Consider the following 21,114-nt stretch of genomic DNA (forward strand, 5'->3'; position numbering starts at 1 on the left):
ACTTAGTGATCGTGAATCAGATCAACTTCATACAGCTCATTGGATTCGGGCCGAAAGGCTGGGGTCTCACTTTGCTCGGTGGGGCGGCCGTTACTGTGGCCGTTGCCACATGTGGAATGTTGCTTGGCATCGTCCTCGGAACGCTCGGCGCGTGGGCAAAGGTGGCGAGGCGCAGACCCCTCGCCGACATCGCTGACGCATACACCACTGTCGTCCGCGGACTACCCGACTTGCTAATAATTTACATCATCTATTTTGGTGGAAGCGCGGTACTGACGTGGTTGAAGCCACTCCTCGGATCAACGGGCTTCGTCAACTTTCCCGGATTCCTTGCGGGGACAATCGCGATCGGCGTCATCTCGGGAGCTCAAAGCACCGAAGTGCTACGGGGCGGCTTCAACGCGGTCAACAAGGGAGAAATTGAGGCGGCGCGCGCCTGCGGGATGAGGCGTGGGTTGCGTTTTCGAAGAATAGTCGCCCCGCTCACGCTGCGTTATGCGCTGCCCGGAATGGGCAACATCTGGCTCAGTGCATTGAAGGAGTCGTCGCTTCTTTCCGTGACCGGTCTAGCAGAACTGATGCGACAGACTGAGGTCGGTTCCGGATCCACACGCCTGCCATTCGACTTTTATGCCGCGGCTGCACTCATCTATTTTGCCCTGTGCACCGTATCGACTCTTGCTATTCAGCGATTCGAACGTCATTACTCACGCAACGTGGCAGCGAGGGCGTAATGGACCTGACCTTCATCTATCAGACGTTTATTCAACTGCTACCTGGCATTCCGCTCACGGTTGGGCTCGCTGCCATCAGTGTGGTTCTCGGCGGACTACTCGGCTTCATCATTGCCTTGCTGCGCATGTCGCCATCGGCGCCTGTTCGGGCTTTTGCTTGGTTCTACGTGCAGCTGTTTAGAAGTGTGCCATTGCTGGTGCTGATCTTCATGATCTATTACGGCTTGAGTCAATTCAATGCCATTCGGGAGAGTTTTTTATGGCCCTTCCTGCGTGAGCCGTATTGGTGTGCTCTCGTAGCCCTAGTCATCAACGATTCTCCTTACGCAAGCGAAATTATTCGTGGCGGGTTGCAGGCTGTCCGTAGAGGCGAGCTCGAAGCGGCGCGTGCGTGCGGAATGTCAGGAGCCCTACTGCTGCGCCGGATCATTGTCCCGATCGCGATCAGACAAGCATTGCCGGCGTACGGCAATGAAATCATCGTCATGGTGAAAGCCACGTCGTTGGCATCGCTTGTAACGCTCATGGATGTAACCGGTATCGCATCGTCCATTGCTAATGAAACGTATCGTCCGATCGAGGCCTACATGTCGGCAGGGATCATCTACCTTGTCATTAGTTACCTCCTGACTCGGACCGTTCGACGGATCGAGCATCGTCTCAGCCCTCACTTGCGGGCTCCGGTGATCGAACAAGATTCACTTCTTGAGGGAAAGACGGTATGAACTCCATTAATCGGCCTTGTCCGAAGGCTGTGCAACTCACGGATATCAGGAAACAATACGGAAAAATCGAGATACTTAAGGGTATTTCGCTTGAAGCGAGCGAAGGCGAAGTCATTTCGATACTTGGCTCATCTGGTTCAGGCAAATCCACTCTGCTTCGCTGTATCAACATGCTGGAGGTTCCTGATGCGGGCGAAGTGGTGGTTGCCGGTGAGCGAATTAAGCTGTCGAACGCCCACCCGGAGGGACAGCGGCATTTCGACCATAGGCAGATCGACCGCATCCGTGCAAGTGTTGGCATGGTGTTTCAGAGCTTCAACCTGTGGTCTCATATGACGGTGCTCGAGAACGTTATCGAGGCGCCCATCCATGTACAAGGTCGACCGCGCAAGGAATGCATCGAGGAGGCCCGTGAACTTCTTGAAAAAGTCGGAATATCCAGTCGGGACAACTTCTACCCAGCGCACCTGTCCGGCGGTCAGCAGCAGCGCGTGGCGATAGCTCGTGCGCTTGCGATGCATCCTTCGCTGATGCTATTCGATGAACCGACGTCAGCGTTAGACCCGGAACTTGTTGGTGAGGTCCTGCGAGTGATGCGCCGGCTGGCAGAGGAAGGCCGAACGATGCTAATTGTCACTCACGAAATGGGGTTTGCCCGCGAGGTCTCGACCCGCGTGGTGTTCGTGGATCGCGGGACCATCCAGGAAGAAGGAACCCCCGATGAAGTGTTCGGTTCCGGCCGTTCCATGCGACTTCAGCAGTTTTTGGCTGGATAGCCGTTGCTGTTCCGTTATCAACGACTTTGCAGGATAGGAAAATGAAAAATTTGAGGAAACACCACTCGCACTCAATCCTCCTCGCTATGACGGCCGCCGCCATCGCCGCTTTGGGGTGGTTCGGACAAGCTATTGAGCAAACCCCGCCCAAGGAAGTCCGAATTGTCACGGAAGGCGGATTCGTACCATGGAACTATACCAAGCCCGATGGGACGCTCGCCGGTTTTGAGATCGATCTGGCTCGCAATCTTTGTGATCGGATGCACGTCAAGTGCACGATTACGGCGCAGTCTTTCGACAGCATGATCCCGGCGCTGAACGCCGGAAAGTATGATGCAATCATCGATGATCTGGCGGTTACGCCGAAGCGCGAAGAGGCAATTGCATTCTCGGTCCCATACGCATCGCTCTGTTATGTGTTCGCAACGTTGAAGGGTAGTGAGGTCGCGAAAAAACTGCCGCTGGAGGACAAAATAATTCCACTGGGCGATGCGTCGGCGTCCGAGAAAGCACTTTCTGAAGTGAGGGCTGCGCTTTCGGGAAAAGTGGTAGGCACGCTAGCTGCCGGCACGTCAGTCGAGTTTGGAAAGACCTATCTCAAGGGAGTCACGGTCCGACAGTACAAGTCGCAGGAGCCCCGTGACCTGGATTTGCTAGCCGGGCGAGTGGACGCGGTGCTTGGTTCAAAGGATTCGCTCCAGGGAACTGCCGCGAAGCCAGGCAATGAAAACATGGTGCTGGCAGGTCCATGCTTCCAGGGTGGCGTGATCGGGAAGGGATCTGCTGTGGGCCTGCGCAAGGGCGACACGCAGTTGAAAGCCATGTTCGATCAAGCTATCCGTGCGGCCAAGGCTGACGGTACCATCAAGAGGCTTTCCGAGCAGACGTTCCACATGGATGTGACCCCGGTGCAATAGCTTCGGGCCTTCCCTATGTTTTCCTGTCGCCGCACCGGATTTCCTCACTAGCGCAATACCCCCGGATGAATCGGCTTCAGCAAAACCGAACATGTCACTATGACCGCTCTTTCACACACGTAGAAGTATGAGCAAGCTACCAAGCAACGGACAACGTGGAGCGCGATTCCGGATTCGCGAGCTGGCGGACATGATCGAGCGCGATGTTAGCTCGGGTCGTCTTGGAGCAGGCGCGTGGCTCAAGCAGGTGGAGCTTGAGCAAGCATATGGCCATTCGCGTCTCGATGTGCGGCAAGCGTTGGAACACCTGGTCGAACGAGACGTGGTGGAATCTATTCCTAACCGTGGTTACCGGGTCCAGGTCTTCACGCAGGAGCGACTGCAGAAGGTTCGGCAGATTCGGGCGATTTTAGAGGCCTCTGCAGTCGAATCCGTCATTGGGAAAGCGGATGCCGACGAAATCTTCGTTCTTAATCAGTTGGCACAGGCGTTTTCCGACGCCGTCGCTTCGGGCACTGCCGCAGAGCAGGAGGACTGCAATAGGGCATTTCATCATCGGCTACTTCGTCACTGCCCTAATGACGAGCTGGTCAAGATGATTTTTGACCTGCGCGACCGAATTCCGGTGGCAGTCCAGCGAGAGAACAATACGTCCGTGATGCTTGCTCGATCCGCGCAAGAGCACTTCGATATGGTCAAGCTCCTTGCGGACATGAATCGTGAGGCGTTACTCGAAACGATGCGGCGCCATGTTCTAGGCCCTCGAGGCTCAGACCTATGCGGCCGTCCTTAGGGTCACAAAAATATTGAGGTGACTGCAACTATGAAGATTGCTGCTATCGAAACATTTGAAATCCGCATTCCGTACCGACGGAATCATACTCTGAGTTCCGGGCCGCTTTACGGTGCTCATTCCGTCATCGTCCGGTTGCAAACGGACGAGGGATTGATTGGGGCAGGGGAAGCCTCGATTCCCGGCGGGCCCGTGTGGAGTGAAGAGTCTGTCAGCTCTGTACGTGCGGTAATCGAAGAATACCTCGCTGCCGCGGTCATCGGACGGGATCCGCTTCAATGCTCGGATATTGCCGCCGTCATGAGCAAAGCCGTGCGTGGCAATCCCTTCGCTCGCGCAGCGATTGAGATGGCGTGCTTTGACGTCGCCGGTCAGGCGCTTGGAGTACCTGTTGCACAACTGGTGGGCGGTCGGCGGCGTTCGAGTGTGCCGATGGTCTGGTCGTTGGCATCGGGCGTAGTTGAACAGGAAATTGAAGAGGCGCAGGGGGTCAACCAGCGGTTTGGAATTTCTCGCTTCAAGGTGAAAGTTGGCCACGTTGATGCCGCAGCCGATCTCGAGCGGGTTCGTACGCTGATGCGCAACGTTCCGGAGAACTTCCAGATCCGGCTCGATGCCAATCAGGGCTGGAACGAGATGACCGCAAACTGGGCGCTGCCAAGGCTTCAGGATCTGGGGGTGACGGTCCTCGAGCAACCCTTGCCGAAAGGTGACCTGGCCGGGATGGCGCGTCTGAAGCAACAGGGCCGTGTTGCCATTATGGCGGACGAATCGGCAATGAATGCCAACGACGTCATCAACATCATTCGCAACGCTTCAGCGGACATGATTGCGCTGAAGTTGGCAAAGGCCGGAGGCATATTGGAAACACTACAAAGCGCTTCGGTCGCGGATGCGGCGGGTCTGCCATATTACATGGGCTGCATGATGGATACCGGGCTGGGGACGGCTGCGTATCTCCAGACGGCGTCCGCACTTAAGGACATGTCTTACGGGGCTGCTTTACCCGGACCACTGATGATGAGCTCCGATGTCCTGTCAACGGAAATTGTGTACCGAGACGGAAATATCGAGGTGCCCGCTGGGCCAGGTCTCGCAGTCGAGGTCGACTGGCATGTGGTCGAACAACTCTCTAACAAACCCTAGTGTTCTAACCCGCTAATACCGGAGCGAAGCACGCTAGCCTACTACATGACCCGCATGATGGACACGTCAATCATGCGTAGGAGAAATCTATGATCGCTAAAGAACACTCAGGCATTGGACGAGGCCCGTCCTCACTGCCTACGAGTGAGGATGCCAGGCGTTTGCACGCAGACGCATTTTTCATTGATGGGCTTATGCTATGGGGATCGCTTGACAATCCCGAAAGCATGCGCGAGGCGGCTGACGGCGGCCTTAACGCTGGCATCATCACGGTAGCGCACTACCCCCACGACCGACATCAGGCACGAGACCGGATCACAAGATACAAGAAGATCGTTCGCGAGAATTCGGACGCCCTTTGTTTCGCTTCTAGCGTAGAAGCCATGCTGGCTGCGCGTGAGAAAGGTTTATGCGCAGTTGCATTTGGCTTTCAGGACGTGGCTCCGATCGGCAACGATTTGGATATGATTTGGGAGTTTGCAGAAGCTGGCGTTAAGGTAATTCAATTGACATACAACGACCAGAACCTCGTCGGCAGCGGTTGCTGTGAGCGAGTACAGGGACCATTGACGAGATTTGGTCTTAAAGTTTTATCGGAGTTGGAGAGGGCAAAAGTAGCAGTCGACATTTCTCACTGCGCGAACCCTACGCGTGATTCCGCGATTGCCAACGCCGCCGCACCGATTCTCGCAACGCACGCCAATGCCGATGCTATTTGTAATAGCCCACGTAATCTTCGAGATGACCAAATCAAGGGCATCGCGTCTACGGGTGGATTGATTGGGATTTGCCTCGCTTCGAGCTTTTTAAAGAGGGACCCGAGGACAAACGAGATCAAACCTACCACATTCGATGACGTGGCCATTCATATGGAGCATGTTGCTGAGTTGGTGGGACCACAGCACCTTGGCATTGGCTCAGACGTGTGTTCGACTTGGCTTGCTTCCGACGAAACGCCGGCGGAATCGAGCCTGAGGTTCTGGCGGGAAACCAACCCTGAGGTGTTCGGGGTTGGGCGTACAGATCGTTACGATCCCTATCCAGACAACATTCGCCGTCACGCTGATCTCATTGGGATCACCAACGCTCTGCTTCGTCGAGGCTGGAAACACTCTGACATCCGCGGTGTGTTGGGCGAAAATTACCTTCGCGTCCTGCGTCAAGTTTGGGGCCATTAACCATATTGCAGTGGGCGTCCCTGAGAACCAGGCAAGCGGCGCCGCCGCCTCCGCTGCGGCAGCGACCTTGTACTTGAACGCGGTCGTTGGCATCTCCCAGAGGGTTGGTTCTGGTTCCCGTAGCGCGAACTTTTGAATCAGATGGCTCAGGTCCGCCCGCCCCGTGATTGCGGCGTATTAGCGGATAAACACCTTTCGTTTTAGCGAAGACCTGTCGCCCGCCTCAAGTCGAGCTTCAGCGCGCTCTGGCATTGCGTCGCACATGGCATCCAGCAGTACCGAAACGAGCACAGTTCCGGCAGCGCATGAATCAAATACAAGTCTTGAATGAATTCGCGCCGTAAGCAATTGGTCAGCGATTTCCCCTTGCGCGCGGAACGCGGTGTCAGAAACTACTGCGATCTTCAAGCCGATCTGTTTCGCGTACTGCAGTGCGTGGATGGTTTCCCGCGGATACAGCGGCATGGCGAAGGCAAGCATCCAATTCGCGCCAGCGTCGCGCGCTTGTTCCAACTGGTCTTCGGCAAATGATCCACCATGGACAATGGTGCGAATGTCTGGATGCACCTTGGACGCAAAATAGCCGAATTGTGTGGCAAGGCCCGCGGCAGCGCGAATACCAAGAACGGGCAGCGGCTTCGAGTTGGCGAGGGCTTTGCCGAAAGCTCGAATCCGCTCCGCATCCCCGAGCTCTTCGACGAGTTCGGCAACATTCCGAGCCTCGGCTACGGCGGCAAGCTGATACTTATTGCCGCCCTCCACTGGAGCGGCCAACGCGGGCTCCGAGTAAGAACGCAGTTCGCGCCGCATTTCCAGGAATCCGTCGAATCCAAGAGCAACGGCAAAGCGCGAGACGGATGGCTGACTGACGTTGGCAAGTTCGGCCAGTTCCATGCTCGTCAGAAAGCCGATGTCCGACGCATGGTCGACAATAATTTGAACGATACGGCGATGGGCGGGCGTCAAGCGTTGACCCTCAAGCCTCCGCTCGAGCTCCGACCGCAAAGACGTGGAGCCCGCCGCATTTTGAGGCGACGACTTCGCGGATCGGGTGAGTTCGGCGCGGCTTACGCGAGGCAATTCAGTTCTCCGGAACTTCTACGAGGATTCGTCAGATGTCTGAGCAGAATCTTACCCGAAAAGATGTGCCGCTATGGAACGGAAGTACCACTTCATCAAATTATCGAGAAGGCCGAACCGGGGTGGTAGATCGGGCAGCGGAAGTCACGGAGTGAACGAGGAATTGCCAGCGAAGTGCTTTTGCGCGCCGGAAGTGCCGGCGCGCAGAACCGATGCGATCTGTTATGCCGCCGCGACTACAGCGGCGATTGAGGCGACTTCGTGCGGCTTACGATGCGGGAACGCGACGCCGAGATTCCACGGAAAGATGAAGTGGATCCAGCGGTGCATGCGGACGACATACGTCATCATGGCGCCGGTCAGCTGAACGTATTCCTCTTTCGTTTCCAGGGTATCGAGTGCATCGCTGTACATTTGCCCGATCTGATGCATGTTCGTGAGCCCAAGATCGGTCATGAACTCGAAGACGTTGAACGTACCAGTGAGGAACTCGCGCGTCATTTTTACGAGCGTGGGCAATTCCACGTCCGGGTATTGCGAAACCTTGAGGAAGCGATACATCACGTCCGCACCGACGAGCATGAGATACGCCTCGAGATGGACCAAAACGCTGAACGATTGCTGACCACTGCCAGCACCGCTGTCGATGATGCCCCAGCGGATCTTCTGAATTTCCTCTGGCTCGGCCAGCCATACGCGCTCGACCTGACGGTCAATCTCGGCTTTCGCTTCGCGCCAGTTGCCTTTGAATTTCTCGATGCTCGACATTACTGAGCCCTCCGGACAGTGATGTTGACAAGGTTCTTGCGGGGCTCGACAACGGTTTGCTCCCAAACATGCTGACCGAGCCTGGCCAAGAGGGGGAGGTCGCTGTCGAGCACTTGGCCGAACTTGTTGACGAGCGCGCTCTCGGTGATGCTTCCGTAGGTGAGGCAAATGGTTTGTCCGGGGGCATACAAATAGACGGCGCCGGGCGAGCGCTTAACCATGTTGCTTTTCCCCAGATGCACAATCTTCGTTGGCAGCCAGATGGCTTCGCCAGAGATGACCACGTGGCCGAGTACGCTGTCCAGGGGCAGTTGGTGAAGAACTTGGCCTACAACGTCCGGATTCTGGTCTGCGAGCAACTCAACCCGTAACTTCACGTCGATTCTCGGCGCGTGGAATTCGAGCAGATCGGTGGATGACATAGGTAAAAACCATCTTGTATGAAATAATGCATGTTGACATGACGTTATAAGAATAAAACAATTCTCTCGGACTCGCAACAAGCGGGCTGTGCGGCATGCTGGCATCGATGCCTACCGTGTTCGGCCCGTTGAAGCTTGATCGCCAGCGCCAGTACTTGCCTGGTGTCTGCACCATCTAGCTCAGCGTCAAGGGAGGCATTGAATGTATAATTTCATTCCGGTATAGTGTCGAACAAATTCATTCGAGGTTAACCATCGTGAAACTGACTCCGGGAAAGCTGACCCTTGCTCAACTGCGTGATATCGCGCGCGATAGGGGCTCGCTGCAAATCGACCCTAATAGCTTTGTTGCGATTGATACGGGCGCGAAGGCCGTTGCAGACATCGCCGCAAAGGGTGAGCCGGCCTACGGCATCAATACCGGCTTTGGCCGCTTGGCCAGCACGCACATTGCGGACGACCAGCTCGAGCTACTGCAGAAGAACCTCGTGCTGTCGCATGCAGTAGGCGTCGGCGAGCCAATGGCGTCCTCGTCGGTGCGCCTGCTGATGGCACTTAAGCTGTCGAGTCTCGGCCGCGGTCATTCAGGTATCCGGCGCGAAGTGATGGACGCGCTGATAAAACTGTTCAACGCGGATGTGTTGCCGATGATCCCGGTGAAGGGCTCGGTCGGCGCGTCGGGCGACCTTGCGCCGCTCGCGCACATGTCTGCCGTGCTGCTCGGCGTCGGCGACGTGTTCATCCGCGGCGAGCGCGCGAGCGCGATCGACGGTTTGCGCGCCGCAGGCCTCGCGCCCCTGACGCTGCAAGCGAAGGAGGGCCTCGCGCTGCTGAATGGCACGCAGGCGTCGACGGCGCTTGCGCTTTACAACCTCTTCGCAATCGAAGACCTCTTTCGCACGGCGCTCGTGGCCGGTGCGCTGTCGGTGGATGCCGCGGCCGGCTCCGTCAAGCCGTTCGATGCGCGCATTCATGAGTTGCGCGGTCATCGCGGACAGATCGACGCGGCGGCCGCTTATCGCGCGTTGCTCGAAGGCTCGGGCATCAACCTCTCGCATCGCGACTGCGGCAAGGTTCAGGACCCGTACAGTCTGCGCTGTCAGCCGCAGGTGATGGGCGCCTGTCTCGATCAGATGCGTCACGCGGCCGACGTGTTGCTCGTCGAAGCGAATGCCGTTTCCGACAACCCGCTGATTTTCCCCGATACGGGCGAAGTGCTCTCGGGCGGCAACTTCCATGCGGAGCCCGTTGCGTTCGCCGCCGACAATCTCGCGCTCGCGGCCGCGGAGATCGGCGCGCTCGCCGAGCGGCGGATCGCGCTGCTCATCGACGCGACGCTTTCGGGCCTGCCGCCGTTCCTCGTCAAGGATGGCGGCGTGAACTCGGGCTTCATGATCGCGCACGTGACGGCGGCCGCGCTTGCCTCGGAGAACAAGATGCTTGCGCACCCAGCCTCGGTCGATTCGCTTCCAACTTCGGCCAACCAGGAGGACCACGTATCGATGGCGACCTTCGCTGCGCGGAAGCTTGCCGACATCGCGGAGAACACGAAGCACATCCTAGCGATCGAGTTGCTCGCCGCCGCGCAAGGCGTCGATCTGCGCGCGCCGCACAAGACGAGCCCGAAGCTCGCACAAGTGATGGAAACGATCCGTGGGAAGGTCGCGCACTATGAGATTGACCATTATTTCGCGCCGGATATCGCGGTAATCGCGAAGCTCGTCGGTGAGCGCGCGTTCGCGAAGATCAGCCCGCTCTCGTTCGCATCGGAACAGTGAGCCGAGGAGCGCACCGGTCTGAGATCTTGGATTTCGTCCTGGCCTGCACTCGCAGGGCGGGGGCGAGGGGGCGGAGGGCGACCAGGTGCCGTCCGAGAACGACTTGGCACGGAAGTTCAAGTTCGGCCGCATGCTGGGACTGGCGGCGATGCTCGGATTGCCACGGCGCTCGAGGTAGGCCGCGGGCGGACTTCGCCGCATGATCGATCGGTTCGCTACAACAGCTTGCTTACTGGATCGGCCGGCCGCCGTGGGAGCAGGTCGTACGCGGCGGCACGACCGCTTTCCGCCGCATGAAGGATGATAGGACTCACGATGACCGACACGATGCTGTTCGCGGACCATGCCTACCTGCCGGATGGCTGGCGGCGCAACGTGCTGCTGCGCTGGGACGCCGCAGGCTCCCTCACCGAAGTGATGCCCGACACAGATGCACCAGCCTGCGCCGCGCGTGCGGCGGGCCCGGTGCTGCCCGGCATTCCAAACCTGCATTCGCACGCGTTCCAGCGCGCGATGGCTGGACTCACCGAATACCGCGCGAACGCTTCCGACAGCTTTTGGAGCTGGCGCGACCTGATGTACCGCTTCGCGCTGAAGATCACGCCGGACGCGCTCGCGGCGATCGCGCGCTGGCTGTATGTCGAGATGCTGAAGTGCGGCTACACGTCGGTGTGCGAATTCCACTACATGCATCATGCGCAGGACGGCTCGCGCTATCCGCGGATCGAGGAACTCGGCGCACGCGTCGTCGGCTCGGCTCGCGACGCGGGGATTGGGATCACGATGCTGCCGGTCGCTTATCAGTTCAGCGGGTTCGGCAACAAACCGCCGCGCGACGATCAGCGTCGCTTCATCAATACGCTCGATGGATTGCTAGGGCTGCTCGATGCACTGCGCGAAGCGGAGCCCGAACACGGCGCGCTCCGCTACGGTGTCGCGCCGCATTCGCTGCGCGCGGTGTCAGAGGCGGGTCTGCGTGCGCTGCTCGACTGCCTGCCAGATGACGCGCCCGTGCATATCCACGTCGCCGAGCAGACGGCCGAAGTCGACGATTGCGTGCGCGAGCACGGCGTGCGGCCCGTGCAGTGGCTGCTTGACCGCTTCGATGTCAGCGCGCGCTGGTGCCTTGTGCACGCGACGCACGCTGATGCGAACGAAACCGCCGCGCTCGCGCGGAGCGGCGCGGTCGCGGGGCTGTGCCTGACGACGGAGGCAAATGTCGGAGACGGCATGTTCCCGGCCGTCGACTATCTCGCGCACGGCGGCGCGATTGGCATTGGTTCCGACAGCCATGCCGCGGTCGACTGGCGTGCGGAGCTGCGCCTGCTCGAATACGGGCAGCGGCTGGCAAATCGTTTGCGCAACGTCCTCGCGAGCGATACGCGGCCCTACGCCGCGGACCGCCTGTTCAATGCCTCGCTCGCCGGTGGCGCGCAGGCAAGCGGGCGGCGCATCGGCGCGCTTCGAGAAGGTTGCCGCGCCGACTGGCTAGTTCTCGATCCAGATCATCCGGCGATTGCCGAGCACGAGAGCGACGCGTGGCTCTCTGGCGCAGTGTTCGCGGAGCACGGTGACACGCCGGTGCGCGACGTCTACACGGGCGGCGAATGCGTGGTGCGCGAACGCTGCCATCGCGATCAAGCCGCCGCATATGCGGATTACCGCGCCGCACTGGCGCAACTGCTGTGCTGACACGCGGCCCCCGGCGCGTGCCGCGTGGCGGTTACGCCGCTGCGGAAAACCTGGTGCGGGTGCGCTCTCGCGTGCCGTTGACGTGGGTGGCATCGGCGCACGCATCCACATAGCCTTTCGAGAGGGCGTCATGTTGAACATGCTCCAACTAGAGACGTTCGCCGCGGTGGTAGAGCATCGCAGTTTCCGGAAGGCCGCAGCCAGCCTGAACATTTCTTCCGGAGCGGTTACCAGACGGGTCAAGGTGCTTGAGCAATCGCTGGGAGAGTTATTGCTGATCCGCGAGCCAACGGTTGCGCTCACGAAAGCTGGAGAGGATGTTTTGCGGTATCTCATGTCTGTCCGGCTACAGGAGGACGCATTGCTCCGGAGGCTGACGCCCGACGCATTGGCGACGACCGCAGTTGCCCTAGCCGTGAACGCCGATTCCCTTGCAACCTGGTTCGAGCCGGTCGCGCGGGAGCTTGCAAGGCTGCATGTGACTCTCGAGATTGTCGTGGACGATCAGGATCACACGCTCAAAGCGTTGGTCCGCGGTGACGTGAAAGGATGTTTGTCGACGCAGCACAGACCCGTCGATGGTTTTTTGGCCGAGGCAGTTGGGCAGATGCGCTATCAATATGTCGCCACTCCGAAATTTGCCTGCGAGCATTTTGCTGGTGGTATGGCTCTGGCGAATGTGCTAAAGGCGCCAGCCGTACTATTTGACAGAAAGGACACCTTGCACGATACCTTCCTCGAGTCGCGCTTTGGGGTGGCAGTAGGTAAGTACGTCAAGCACTATTTTCCATCACCAATATCGCTGCTCAACGCGATTCTCGACGGTCTTGGCTATGGACTGGTGCCAGCAATGCAGGCTGAGCCGCTGATTGGCCACGGCAAGCTAGTCGTTCTTGCCCCAGAGCACGATCTGATGGTCGATCTTTATTGGCATCACTGGGGGTCGGAGTCCGAACCATTGGCGAAGCTCAACGCCCTGATCGTTCATGGCGCCCGTCGGAGTCTGATCCAGCCGGCTCGGATGGCCAAAGACGCCGTTGCGCGCTCCTCATGAATCGGACACTGCGGCGAAAGAGTTTGATTTGCAGTCCACAAAGAGGGCATGCGGATGCAGCAAGCCCCGCTGGAAGAGGGAGCCAGTCGGTCAATTTCGCGATGCCGGTCCAGTGGAGCGCCATGACGAGCAGGGACGTCGTGGCTCCAGAGAGCAGCATCAGAGATGCACAGCGCGGTGTCACGCAAAACCCGGTTTCATGCAGGATAAACAGTAATCCGACGGCCGAAAGATAGACAATGTTAAGCGAAACGATGGTTGAGACGATAGCCTCACCGTCAGTTGCGATAGCGCACCCAATCAAAATGATCAGCATTCGCCACTCGTGGCCGTGTCCACTGCTCGTGGGATGCAGGTCTTCAAGTGCGCGGTTCATCGCACGGATGACTGCGGTTCCTGAGCCAAGCGCGGCGAGAAGAATGGCGCCAATGCATAGCAGCCCTATCGGCTCGCCGGTTTGTAGCAAGATCGAGGGAATGGCGCTGGCGGCATCAGTTAGGCCCGACAGTTTTCCCGCACGAAGCGCTGCGACGACCGTTGCTGCTGGAAGAAATCCGGTAGCCAGGAGGAATGCACCCGCAAGCCCGCAGCCCAATGAAGCATCTGCTGGGCGACGTGCCGCGATCAAGAACTGTTGATAGTCGGACCCCGTGACGACGAGAAATATGATCGCGGCGATGGTGACCAGCGTCTCAGCCCGAGGCGCGACGCGCACGTCGCGGATGAAGGATGGCCACGCATGGACGTACACAGCCAGGCCGTTCCACTCGAACAATACATGCAGGAGGGCGAGGTTGGTTCCCAGGAGGCCGAACGCCAAAAGCATCGCTGCCAATTCCAGTTCAATGGAAGCTATCACCAGCAGCCCGATCGCAATTAACGTTAGCGCGTGGGTTTCCGGAAGTCCGCTCGCCTTGAGCACGGCGATGCCGCCATGGATTTGGGCCGCGACGACCCCGGTCATCCAGAAGAGCGACAGGGAAGCCACCAGCTTACGGACTGCGGGTCCGTAGCGCTGACCGAGCACCTTCCAAATCGGTTCGCGTCCCCGCCAGAGAGCGGGTGCGGCCACCGCGAGCGCGAGCATGCCCAAGGCCGTTGCGATCGCATAAAGACTACCTGCCATCCCGGAATGGATCGCCATCTCTCCGGAGCCAAGCAGGAACGCGACACCATAGCTGGCCGACACTAAAAGTGCGCCCACACGGATGGCATCCAGCCTGCGCTGAGTCATCGCTTCTCCCCGATGGCATATTCCCATTCGCGGACCACCGCGTCGGGACCGCGAAAGTATGAATGACATACTGTGGCGGCCCGACTGAAGGTCGGCAGCTGCAACAGTTGGCAATGGGCGTTGGCCAGCCGATGGTAGGGAACCGAGGGCATCAGGTGATGCGTCAGATGGTACCCGTTATTGTGCGGATGAATGATCCATCGCCATATGCCGTGTGAACAGACGTCGCGCGTGTAATTAAATATGCCACTGGGGCGTCGGCCGAAGTGGTCACACAGCTCGCGAAAGGTGGTGATTGCGTGAAAGACAGTGGCTCTGGCCAGCATCCACACTCCAAAAAACTGAGTCGCTGCATGAAGGCCCAGTGCAAGTGCCGTGACACATAACAGTACTGTCCACCATCCCGCTATCCCCGTTCGCCGCGACCAACTGATCTTCGGCTGATGCAGATGGCCGAACGTCGAGCTTGACCATGCGGCTGGCGTCAGGAGTACCTTGCGAAACGGCCTTCGCCATGTATCACCTTGCTGCTGATGGACGGCGATAAAGTCGGGATCGGCGTTCGAATCACCGAGCCATGCGTGATGACGCGCGTGTTGCTCACGATAGACGGCGAGGCTATTGAACAGCGCGGGCGCAATAAAGAGCCGCGCGATTGCGTCATTAATCCGGGTCGATCGTGCAAAATTCCGGTGCGCGGCGTCGTGAAGAAGGTTTCCCAGCGCGCGCTGCCGGTTTCCGACCCAAACGATTGTTGCTGGGCACGACCACCAGCCAAACCGATGCAAAAGCACCATCGCCACGGCGATGCTCGACCAGTCAAAGACGAGGTCGACGGCTACCCTGAACAGGTCACGAGACGTCATCTCCTGATAAGCGTTGCTCCAATCTCGAAATGCGGAGCGGATGACATCCTGATCGTGGATTACGGCGCGATGACTCATCGATAACCTCCTTCGTCGTTGCTCATTCCACCTGGGGAACAGGAGACATAGTGAAGGCGGGCGGCAACGGAGCCTTGATCTTAGGAAACAATCGAGCCGTCGCTAAGCTGCTGCGAAAATTTGAGCGGCGTTGATTTATCGACAGCGGCATGCATGAGGGATGCCTTCCCGCTAACCTAGTGTCCGGAATTGGAAGTTGGAAACTTCGATCCGTGCAGTCCGACAATTGCTGCGGATCAGGCAGAACGGTGGTACGAGTTCCTACGAAGAGAAGGTCAATGGCTACTGGACGAAGCTCGTTGCGTTTGATAGTTGAGGATTGGCTCGCCCCGGATCCCCAGAAGGGCATTCGCGTCACAGAGTTCAGAAGGGGGCGATCCCGACGCCAATGCTATGTGTGCGTCGAAACAGTAAGAACAGGAGGCCCTGTATCGCTGTTCTTCTTTCGTCACCAGGACGGTTACTGGCGCATTTTCCCCCCAGATCGGGACCGCCCGGCAATGCGAACGACGGGCTCTTGAGCACTATAACTCACCGCACTGCTCTGCATTGCTGTAGGGCAATGCTGTGTCGCTAGACTTATTGTCTTCAGTATTCGCAGCACGACATTTCCGTGGCTTCGTAGACCTGCCGATGGGCGAGCGACAGCGGGATTCGAGCCTCCATTCGAGGGCAGGCGCACGATCGGCTGCTGCCTTATGGAGTTAGCCTTCGCAAGTCAGATGAGGCACTGCAGATGATGCTCATCCATTTCTGGCGGTTCCCTTGATCCCAGGACCCGCTCATCCAAAATTGGGACAGCACATTTCCGAGCGTCATGAACTTCGATCCCCAACAGCTCCAGACCTTTGCTGTCGTCGTCGAAACCGGGAACTATGCTCGGGCGGCAAGCATATTGAACATCTCTAGAGCTGCCGTTTCGCAAAGGATCATCTCGCTCGAGGAAAGATTCGGGACGCCCTTACTGGTTCGCAAAGGCATGATGCTGACTCCGTCGGGCGAGAGGCTGCTTGAGCACGTACAAAAGCAAAAGCTTCTGGAGGCCGACACTCTTGAACGAATAAAACCGGGTGCCGGAAGCCGGGCGAGGCTCGGTATTGCCGTCAACGCCGACTCTCTGGCGACGTGGTTCGGACCAGTCGCCTGCGCCATCGCAAAAGAGAACGTAGCGCTCGAAGTGATCGTTGATGATCAAGATCACACATTGGCAGTCCTTGCGCGCGGCGAGGCCATGGGGTGTGTTTCGACAGCGCGCGTCGCTCCGATCGGATTCATTGCCGAGCCGATCGGAGCGATGGAATACGAGTGCGTTGCTACACCGTCCTTCGCTCGGTTGAACTTTCTTCATGGCATGACGCTGCGAGACATTCTTGCTGCTCCCGCTGTATTGTTCAACAGGAAGGATGCATTGCATGCGATGTTTCTGGAGCAGTTGCTTGGCTTTCCGGTGACCGGCTATGCCACGCATTACTTCCCGTCGCCAGACGCCCTGCTGACCGCCATCCTGGCAGGCGTCGGATATGGCCTCGTTCCGACTTTCCAGATCGGTCCATTGATTCAGTCCGGCGATCTCGTGCCGCTGGCGCCGAACCACGGAGTGTCGGTTAAGCTCTATTGGCATCACTGGAAGTCGGCGCCGCCCAACGCACAGATGATCAGCGACGTGGTGATGCGTCAGGCGCGTCAAGTTTTAATCCAATGAGCGGCGATGTCGTGAATCCGGCAAAGGCCAGTACTGCCGACGACTAACCCTTGAGCACTTCACTTTCATCGGGAGCCACCTATACAAGATCGCGCAGCATTTTGGCCGGTTAGCGTAACGGTACAAACAATTATGGAGAGGAACGTTGGGCGAAAAAAACCTGATCAGACTGTGTGCGACGCTCAATCCGTATATGGATGAGGCCATCTACGTCTATTGCTCCTTTCCTGATTTCCTGGTACCAGGCGGTCTGCGGACCCTTTGCACCATGCGCGAGCGAGAAGGGCTGACGGCCGTCGTGGAACGCTCGGATGCCGAGGGCCTTAACCTTTCGTTTACGTTCGATGCCCGCCTCATAACGCTGACAGTTCACTCGAGCTTGGAAGCGATTGGACTTATCGCTGTCATCAGCCGCAAACTGGCGGAAGCCGAGATTCCATGCAACGTGATCGCCGGGTATTGCCACGATCATCTGCTCGTACCGGTCCAACGAGCTGGCGAGGCAATGACATTGCTGCATGAAATAGCCGCGTCAGCCACTGAATTGTAGCTTGGCAACCGAAGTCCACGGACGGCCCGTTAGTTTTCCTTGTCGGTGGAAAGATAACTTGAAGGCGGTCGATTACAACTTGCGCGAACACAATGTATTGAATAAATTCGTCAGAAAATCAGATATTGTGGACCATCAAAGGGCAAACGGTAGCATGTCGGGCGATCGCGTCAAGGCATACTCCGCGACGCAGCCTATGTGCCTATTTCGCTCAAAGCTGGAGAGCAGCAAGCATGTCTGAATCGACCGATGACCGGCCGGCCCCGAGTTTGTACGAAGCGAATGAGCAACATTGTACGAGCCATTCACCTCGACAAACTGAGGAGGTCAAGGCGCTCATTATGCGCCTCAATGAACGCCTTCGAAAGCGTGATCGTCGCATTAAATTGCTCGAACTTGCCCTTGCTCGCACTGTGCTGATGCATCAAGTCTGGGCGTCGCATCTTGAGCGCAAGCTCGACCGGTCGTTTCTTTCTGACGCGGGTACACAACCAAAAGTCGATGGACGAAGATCCGATTCTACGCACGCGTGTGCTGATGAACATCCCGCCGGAGGCGTGGTTGTGCACCTTCCTCATTTGACACGTACACTCGAGGCACTTTTTGACGTAATGCGAGAGCACTGGACGGAATGGGACCCTGAGCGGCCCCCCAAATCCTCCACCGTTGCACGTGCCATTGACGACAAGCTGGGCCTCAAAGGCCAAGCTAATGGCGAAGCTTCGCGAAGCGCCCAGACGTTCGCCGCGGCAATTAGACCGGATTTTGCCAGCGAATCTGATGGCCGCCACCGCTGATAGTCGTTCTCCGACGGGATGTTCCGACAGCATGACGGAATTGCCCGTCAGGCCACTGCACTGCTTTAATGGGACCCATGCAGCAATTTGTTCGGATAAAGCAGTCGGAGGTCGAACATGCCAGTACAGTTGCGGGCCGCGGGCGCTATCTTGCGGCGTGCCCAGGTTGAGAACGAAGTTGGACTGAAGCGTTCGACGATATACCAAAGAATGCAGGAGGGCACATTTCCGCGCCCCATCCGCCTCGGGGACCGTGCCGTCGGCTGGCGCGCCACCGATATCGAAAACTTCCTAGAAGATCCCGCCGGATACCGTGCATGTTCGAACGACCAGGAGGCGGTCGATGACTGAACAACAGGCAGCTATTTCTGTCGATGCGCGATTGGACAACTGGGCCAGTGTGAACCGTGGTCACTACGACCCGGTAGACGCGGCGCTCGTCGAGCAGGCCTGGCAGCGGCTGGCACCGCGCCATATGGAATTGCTGCGCATGGCCTATCTGTGGCGCGCCGGCCGGGAGGTCATCTGCCGAAGACTGAAGATCCCGCGCTGCCCATGGCGTCGATACGAGCTTGAGCTCGCGTCAGCGAAGGACGCGCTGGCGGGCCTGTTGTCGGCGAAACGAAATTAGCTAAGAGACCCTGACAATCTGTTCCGGTCGAGATTCAACAGCACGACCGAGTGCGCGTTAGCGGCCCCGATTTACCGACGTGTATGCGCGGCGACGACAGCCTCAATTCACCCAGCCCTCGTGGTTTCTGTCGTTGTCTCCGATCCCCCTTGAACTCGCGGTCAGCCTCCCGGCGCCGCGGGTTCCTTTTTCTTCGGCGTCCGTTTAGGTACATCGGTGGCTATCGATGGGAGACGGATCATGAAGACGAGTCTGACAAGTTGCAAAGAGGTTCGCATTCCGAGGATCTGTGTGGTCTTGAGCCATGCATTGATCGGCGCGACGGTCTCCGCCTCGATGGCTGTGTGCATGTCAGAGGACGCACGCGCTGACGACTGGGGCTGTCAGGTCATTCTTTGCCTCTCGAATCCCGGTGGCCCCGAACAGTACGGCGAGTGCGTGCCACCGATGGAGCGGCTCTGGCGCGCGTTGCGTCACGGTGATCCGTTTCCGACCTGCGACTTTGGCACCGGTGGATCACGTGGCACGTCCGTGAGTAACACGTTCGCAAGCGGCGGATATTGCCGCGAAGAGCTCCTGTACTGGGGCGGTCCCGAGCAAAGTGAATTGTTGTGCCGCGCGGACGGCGCGATCAACGTCGAGATCGACAACCAGCTTTACACGCGTGTCTGGTGGGACGTCGGCGGGCGCGGCCCGTCGATTACCGAATTCTATGGTCCGGGCAGCACGCAGGTGCCCTACGACCCGACGCAATCTGCGGCTCTCTTCCTCAAGCTCATTGAGCAAGAGGAGAGCGGATTCGGCGGAGGGCACTGATCATGCCGCTCGACTTCCTGGCCCTCACATCTCAGTGTGCCCCGCAGATTTCGCCGATCACCATGGCGGCGGTGGTACGCACCGAGTCGGGATTCAATCCGTATGCGATAGGTGTCGTGCATGGACGGCTCGTACGGCAGCCGTCAAGCGAAGCTGAAGCAACGGCTACCGCGCGTGCCTTGGAGGCCGCCGGCTGGCGTTACAGCGTTGGGCTCGCACAGGTCAGCCGCGCCAATTGGTCCAGATATTGGTTGACCGCGCGTGATTCGTTCGATCCTTGCCGCAACCTCGCGGCTGGCGCGGCGATTCTCCAGGGTTGCTTTGCCTCAGCGCGTCATGAGTACGCCGAGCCGCAACTCGCGCTGCGTGCAGGACTGTCCTGCTATGCAACCGGCGACTTCTCGACCGGTTATCGCACCGGTTACGTGCAGCGCGTCATGGATAACGCGCGACTGCCGATTCGAGTCTCGCCCGACGCGGTGCCGGCCATTGCGCCGATCCGCGTCGTACCTCTGAACTCCGATATGTCGCGCGGGCCCATTCGGCCCAAGAGCGCGACGGATCCGCCGCGACGAACGGGCCGAAGCGACGCGTCGCCGGTTGAGCAGGGCGGCGAGCACGTTGAAACCGCAGTGATCTTTTAGCGCGTCAGGACAAGTGACGGTAATCGAAGTAGCAGGTAAGTGGGAGCAATCGATGAATCCCGAAAAGCGACTCAAGGGATGGCGCCACCAGGCGTCCTCGTGTCGGTCCGATCTGAGCCGGCGAATTGCGAGAGCCATCTCGCTGGTGATTCCTGCGCTGCTCGTGACATCGCCCGCGTGGGCTCAGCTTTCGCAGGTGAACACGCTGTTGAGCACTATCCAGACCACGTTGCTGGGCGTCGGCGGCGTGATCTGCTCCATTTCGATCATATGGGCGGGCTTCAGGATGATGTTCCAGCACGCACGCTTCGGTGACATCGCGAACGTGTTCATCGGTGGCCTTTTCGTTGGCTGTGCGACGGTAATCGCCGGCATGCTGATCCCGGCGGGCTGAAACCAGGCTGTCAAATCATGACTTCGCTCAAGGATCCCGTCTTCAAGGGCTGTACCCGTCCCGCGACGCTATGGGGCGTGCCGCTCGTGCCGTTTCTGATCGCCGGCGGCGGCATGCTGATTCCGGCCATCTGGGCGTTGCTCGTAAGTCCCCCATTGGGCGTCGCGATCGTCTTTCTCATTGGACCGGTGTACATAACAATGCGTGTAATGACGCGCCGCGACGATCAACGACTCGCTCAGTATGCGCTGAGATTCCGTATGCGGCTGCAACAGCGCAACCGCCAGTTTTGGGGAACCCATTCATACGTTCCTGTCCGCCTCAAGAGGAGGGTGTGAC

The 21,114-nt window shown here is 58.5% G+C and carries 24 protein-coding genes and 2 pseudogenes; 21 read left to right on the forward strand and 5 right to left on the reverse strand.

What is annotated here, in order from left to right:
* Positions 1 to 11: 11 nt before the first annotated feature.
* From AB4Y31_RS30135 to AB4Y31_RS30165, 7 genes are all read left to right on the forward strand, one after another.
* A complete protein-coding gene (locus AB4Y31_RS30135) occupies positions 12 to 734 on the forward strand; it encodes an ABC transporter permease (RefSeq protein ID WP_368677218.1) in 723 nt (240 codons plus the stop codon).
* Entirely contained in the window at positions 734 to 1,459 is a 726-nt protein-coding gene (locus AB4Y31_RS30140) for an ABC transporter permease (RefSeq protein ID WP_107154277.1), read from the forward strand. The genes AB4Y31_RS30135 and AB4Y31_RS30140 overlap by 1 nt, the downstream gene beginning before the upstream one ends.
* Positions 1,456 to 2,235, forward strand: coding sequence for an ABC transporter ATP-binding protein (locus AB4Y31_RS30145; protein ID WP_368677219.1), 780 nt, complete (start codon positions 1,456 to 1,458; stop codon positions 2,233 to 2,235). Before AB4Y31_RS30140 ends, AB4Y31_RS30145 begins: the two co-directional genes overlap by 4 nt.
* A 41-nt stretch (positions 2,236 to 2,276) precedes the next feature.
* Positions 2,277 to 3,152, forward strand: a complete 876-nt coding sequence (locus AB4Y31_RS30150) for a transporter substrate-binding domain-containing protein (RefSeq protein ID WP_368677220.1) — start codon at positions 2,277 to 2,279, stop codon at positions 3,150 to 3,152.
* A 127-nt stretch (positions 3,153 to 3,279) separates the two neighbouring features.
* Positions 3,280 to 3,945 carry a GntR family transcriptional regulator gene (locus AB4Y31_RS30155; RefSeq protein WP_102607386.1) on the forward strand — a complete coding sequence of 222 codons (666 nt, stop codon included), beginning with the start codon at positions 3,280 to 3,282 and terminating at the stop codon, positions 3,943 to 3,945.
* Positions 3,946 to 3,975: 30 nt separating this feature from the next.
* Positions 3,976 to 5,091: a muconate/chloromuconate family cycloisomerase gene (locus tag AB4Y31_RS30160; RefSeq protein WP_368677221.1), complete on the forward strand. Its 1,116-nt coding sequence runs from the start codon at positions 3,976 to 3,978 to the stop codon at positions 5,089 to 5,091.
* Positions 5,092 to 5,180: 89 nt separating this feature from the next.
* Positions 5,181 to 6,269, forward strand: coding sequence for a dipeptidase (locus AB4Y31_RS30165; protein ID WP_368677222.1), 1,089 nt, complete (start codon positions 5,181 to 5,183; stop codon positions 6,267 to 6,269).
* A gap of 177 nt (positions 6,270 to 6,446) precedes the next feature.
* On the opposite strand, the gene AB4Y31_RS30170 is transcribed toward AB4Y31_RS30165, so the two are convergent.
* The 3 genes from AB4Y31_RS30170 to AB4Y31_RS30180 all read right to left on the reverse strand — a co-directional run bounded on the left by AB4Y31_RS30170 (position 6,447) and on the right by AB4Y31_RS30180 (position 8,539).
* Positions 6,447 to 7,235 carry a MurR/RpiR family transcriptional regulator gene (locus AB4Y31_RS30170; protein ID WP_199189659.1) on the reverse strand — a complete coding sequence of 263 codons (789 nt, stop codon included), beginning with the start codon at positions 7,233 to 7,235 and terminating at the stop codon, positions 6,447 to 6,449.
* A 336-nt stretch (positions 7,236 to 7,571) separates the two neighbouring features.
* Positions 7,572 to 8,117 carry a hypothetical protein gene (locus tag AB4Y31_RS30175; RefSeq protein WP_368677223.1) on the reverse strand — a complete coding sequence of 182 codons (546 nt, stop codon included), beginning with the start codon at positions 8,115 to 8,117 and terminating at the stop codon, positions 7,572 to 7,574.
* Positions 8,117 to 8,539: a hypothetical protein gene (locus tag AB4Y31_RS30180; protein WP_368677224.1), complete on the reverse strand. Its 423-nt coding sequence runs from the start codon at positions 8,537 to 8,539 to the stop codon at positions 8,117 to 8,119. The genes AB4Y31_RS30175 and AB4Y31_RS30180 overlap by 1 nt, the downstream gene beginning before the upstream one ends.
* A 254-nt stretch (positions 8,540 to 8,793) precedes the next feature.
* Between AB4Y31_RS30180 and hutH the strand changes: the two genes are divergently transcribed.
* The 5 genes and pseudogenes from hutH to argP all read left to right on the forward strand — a co-directional run bounded on the left by hutH (position 8,794) and on the right by argP (position 13,063).
* A complete protein-coding gene (gene hutH / locus AB4Y31_RS30185) occupies positions 8,794 to 10,317 on the forward strand; it encodes a histidine ammonia-lyase (protein ID WP_368677250.1) in 1,524 nt (507 codons plus the stop codon).
* Positions 10,314 to 10,450: pseudogene (locus AB4Y31_RS30190) on the forward strand (histidine utilization repressor); the annotation flags it as partial. The gene hutH and the pseudogene AB4Y31_RS30190, both read left to right, overlap by 4 nt.
* Before the next feature lie 19 nt (positions 10,451 to 10,469).
* Positions 10,470 to 10,613, forward strand: a pseudogene (locus AB4Y31_RS30195) (imidazolonepropionase); the annotation flags it as partial.
* A gap of 19 nt (positions 10,614 to 10,632) precedes the next feature.
* The gene (locus AB4Y31_RS30200) at positions 10,633 to 12,009 is read left to right on the forward strand and encodes a formimidoylglutamate deiminase (protein WP_368677225.1); all 1,377 of its coding nucleotides are present in this window, start codon (positions 10,633 to 10,635) and stop codon (positions 12,007 to 12,009) included.
* Between the two features lie 130 nt (positions 12,010 to 12,139).
* Positions 12,140 to 13,063, forward strand: coding sequence for an HTH-type transcriptional regulator ArgP (argP, locus tag AB4Y31_RS30205; protein WP_368677226.1), 924 nt, complete (start codon positions 12,140 to 12,142; stop codon positions 13,061 to 13,063).
* Here argP and AB4Y31_RS30210 read toward each other — a convergent pair.
* Together AB4Y31_RS30210 and AB4Y31_RS30215 are read right to left on the reverse strand one after the other, a co-directional pair.
* On the reverse strand, positions 12,978 to 14,297 hold the full coding sequence (locus AB4Y31_RS30210) for a sodium:solute symporter (protein WP_368677227.1): 1,320 nt from the start codon (positions 14,295 to 14,297) through the stop codon (positions 12,978 to 12,980). The two genes, argP and AB4Y31_RS30210, sit on opposite strands and share 86 nt — an antisense overlap.
* Positions 14,294 to 15,241 carry a fatty acid desaturase gene (locus AB4Y31_RS30215; RefSeq protein WP_368677228.1) on the reverse strand — a complete coding sequence of 316 codons (948 nt, stop codon included), beginning with the start codon at positions 15,239 to 15,241 and terminating at the stop codon, positions 14,294 to 14,296. Before AB4Y31_RS30215 ends, AB4Y31_RS30210 begins: the two co-directional genes overlap by 4 nt.
* An 817-nt stretch (positions 15,242 to 16,058) precedes the next feature.
* Between AB4Y31_RS30215 and AB4Y31_RS30220 the strand changes: the two genes are divergently transcribed.
* The 9 genes from AB4Y31_RS30220 to AB4Y31_RS30260 all read left to right on the forward strand — a co-directional run bounded on the left by AB4Y31_RS30220 (position 16,059) and on the right by AB4Y31_RS30260 (position 21,113).
* A complete protein-coding gene (locus AB4Y31_RS30220; protein ID WP_368677229.1) occupies positions 16,059 to 16,943 on the forward strand; it encodes an HTH-type transcriptional regulator ArgP in 885 nt (294 codons plus the stop codon).
* Between the two features lie 145 nt (positions 16,944 to 17,088).
* Complete coding sequence (locus AB4Y31_RS30225) at positions 17,089 to 17,493, forward strand: ACT domain-containing protein (RefSeq protein WP_368677230.1); 405 nt, start codon at positions 17,089 to 17,091, stop codon at positions 17,491 to 17,493.
* A 233-nt stretch (positions 17,494 to 17,726) separates the two neighbouring features.
* Positions 17,727 to 18,290, forward strand: coding sequence for a hypothetical protein (locus AB4Y31_RS30230; protein ID WP_368677231.1), 564 nt, complete (start codon positions 17,727 to 17,729; stop codon positions 18,288 to 18,290).
* Positions 18,291 to 18,407: 117 nt separating this feature from the next.
* Entirely contained in the window at positions 18,408 to 18,641 is a 234-nt protein-coding gene (locus tag AB4Y31_RS30235; RefSeq protein ID WP_102607323.1) for an AlpA family transcriptional regulator, read from the forward strand.
* The gene (locus tag AB4Y31_RS30240) at positions 18,634 to 18,921 is read left to right on the forward strand and encodes a hypothetical protein (protein WP_102607322.1); all 288 of its coding nucleotides are present in this window, start codon (positions 18,634 to 18,636) and stop codon (positions 18,919 to 18,921) included. The genes AB4Y31_RS30235 and AB4Y31_RS30240 overlap by 8 nt, the downstream gene beginning before the upstream one ends.
* Before the next feature lie 336 nt (positions 18,922 to 19,257).
* Positions 19,258 to 19,737 (forward strand): hypothetical protein, encoded by a 480-nt coding sequence (locus tag AB4Y31_RS30245; protein ID WP_368677251.1) that lies wholly within the window; start codon positions 19,258 to 19,260, stop codon positions 19,735 to 19,737.
* On the forward strand, positions 19,737 to 20,381 hold the full coding sequence (locus tag AB4Y31_RS30250; protein ID WP_102607320.1) for a lytic transglycosylase domain-containing protein: 645 nt from the start codon (positions 19,737 to 19,739) through the stop codon (positions 20,379 to 20,381). The genes AB4Y31_RS30245 and AB4Y31_RS30250 overlap by 1 nt, the downstream gene beginning before the upstream one ends.
* A 52-nt stretch (positions 20,382 to 20,433) precedes the next feature.
* On the forward strand, positions 20,434 to 20,775 hold the full coding sequence (locus tag AB4Y31_RS30255; RefSeq protein WP_368677232.1) for a TrbC/VirB2 family protein: 342 nt from the start codon (positions 20,434 to 20,436) through the stop codon (positions 20,773 to 20,775).
* 17 nt (positions 20,776 to 20,792) lie between these two features.
* Positions 20,793 to 21,113, forward strand: coding sequence for a type IV secretion system protein VirB3 (locus AB4Y31_RS30260; protein WP_368677233.1), 321 nt, complete (start codon positions 20,793 to 20,795; stop codon positions 21,111 to 21,113).
* Position 21,114 lies beyond the last annotated feature (1 nt).

It is taken from the genome of Trinickia sp. EG282A (assembly GCF_040965455.1).
GTDB lineage: Bacteria > Pseudomonadota > Gammaproteobacteria > Burkholderiales > Burkholderiaceae > Trinickia > Trinickia symbiotica.

Bases quoted from the DNA above. Each gene is read 5' to 3' on its own strand.
- AB4Y31_RS30235 (WP_102607323.1), top strand. From the start codon at position 18,408: ATGCCAGTACAGTTGCGGGCCGCGGGCGCTATCTTGCGGCGTGCCCAG.
- AB4Y31_RS30165 (WP_368677222.1), top strand. From the start codon at position 5,181: ATGATCGCTAAAGAACACTCAGGCATTGGACGAGGCCCGTCCTCACTG.
- argP (WP_368677226.1), top strand. From the start codon at position 12,140: ATGTTGAACATGCTCCAACTAGAGACGTTCGCCGCGGTGGTAGAGCAT.
- AB4Y31_RS30210 (WP_368677227.1), bottom strand. From the start codon at position 14,297: ATGACTCAGCGCAGGCTGGATGCCATCCGTGTGGGCGCACTTTTAGTG.
- AB4Y31_RS30230 (WP_368677231.1), top strand. From the start codon at position 17,727: ATGTCTGAATCGACCGATGACCGGCCGGCCCCGAGTTTGTACGAAGCG.
- AB4Y31_RS30220 (WP_368677229.1), top strand. From the start codon at position 16,059: ATGAACTTCGATCCCCAACAGCTCCAGACCTTTGCTGTCGTCGTCGAA.
- AB4Y31_RS30155 (WP_102607386.1), top strand. From the start codon at position 3,280: ATGAGCAAGCTACCAAGCAACGGACAACGTGGAGCGCGATTCCGGATT.
- AB4Y31_RS30150 (WP_368677220.1), top strand. From the start codon at position 2,277: ATGAAAAATTTGAGGAAACACCACTCGCACTCAATCCTCCTCGCTATG.
- AB4Y31_RS30160 (WP_368677221.1), top strand. From the start codon at position 3,976: ATGAAGATTGCTGCTATCGAAACATTTGAAATCCGCATTCCGTACCGA.
- AB4Y31_RS30255 (WP_368677232.1), top strand. From the start codon at position 20,434: ATGAATCCCGAAAAGCGACTCAAGGGATGGCGCCACCAGGCGTCCTCG.
- AB4Y31_RS30180 (WP_368677224.1), bottom strand. From the start codon at position 8,539: ATGTCATCCACCGATCTGCTCGAATTCCACGCGCCGAGAATCGACGTG.
- AB4Y31_RS30215 (WP_368677228.1), bottom strand. From the start codon at position 15,241: ATGAGTCATCGCGCCGTAATCCACGATCAGGATGTCATCCGCTCCGCA.
- AB4Y31_RS30145 (WP_368677219.1), top strand. From the start codon at position 1,456: ATGAACTCCATTAATCGGCCTTGTCCGAAGGCTGTGCAACTCACGGAT.
- AB4Y31_RS30245 (WP_368677251.1), top strand. From the start codon at position 19,258: ATGGCTGTGTGCATGTCAGAGGACGCACGCGCTGACGACTGGGGCTGT.
- AB4Y31_RS30200 (WP_368677225.1), top strand. From the start codon at position 10,633: ATGACCGACACGATGCTGTTCGCGGACCATGCCTACCTGCCGGATGGC.
- AB4Y31_RS30240 (WP_102607322.1), top strand. From the start codon at position 18,634: ATGACTGAACAACAGGCAGCTATTTCTGTCGATGCGCGATTGGACAAC.
- AB4Y31_RS30260 (WP_368677233.1), top strand. From the start codon at position 20,793: ATGACTTCGCTCAAGGATCCCGTCTTCAAGGGCTGTACCCGTCCCGCG.
- AB4Y31_RS30140 (WP_107154277.1), top strand. From the start codon at position 734: ATGGACCTGACCTTCATCTATCAGACGTTTATTCAACTGCTACCTGGC.
- AB4Y31_RS30175 (WP_368677223.1), bottom strand. From the start codon at position 8,117: ATGTCGAGCATCGAGAAATTCAAAGGCAACTGGCGCGAAGCGAAAGCC.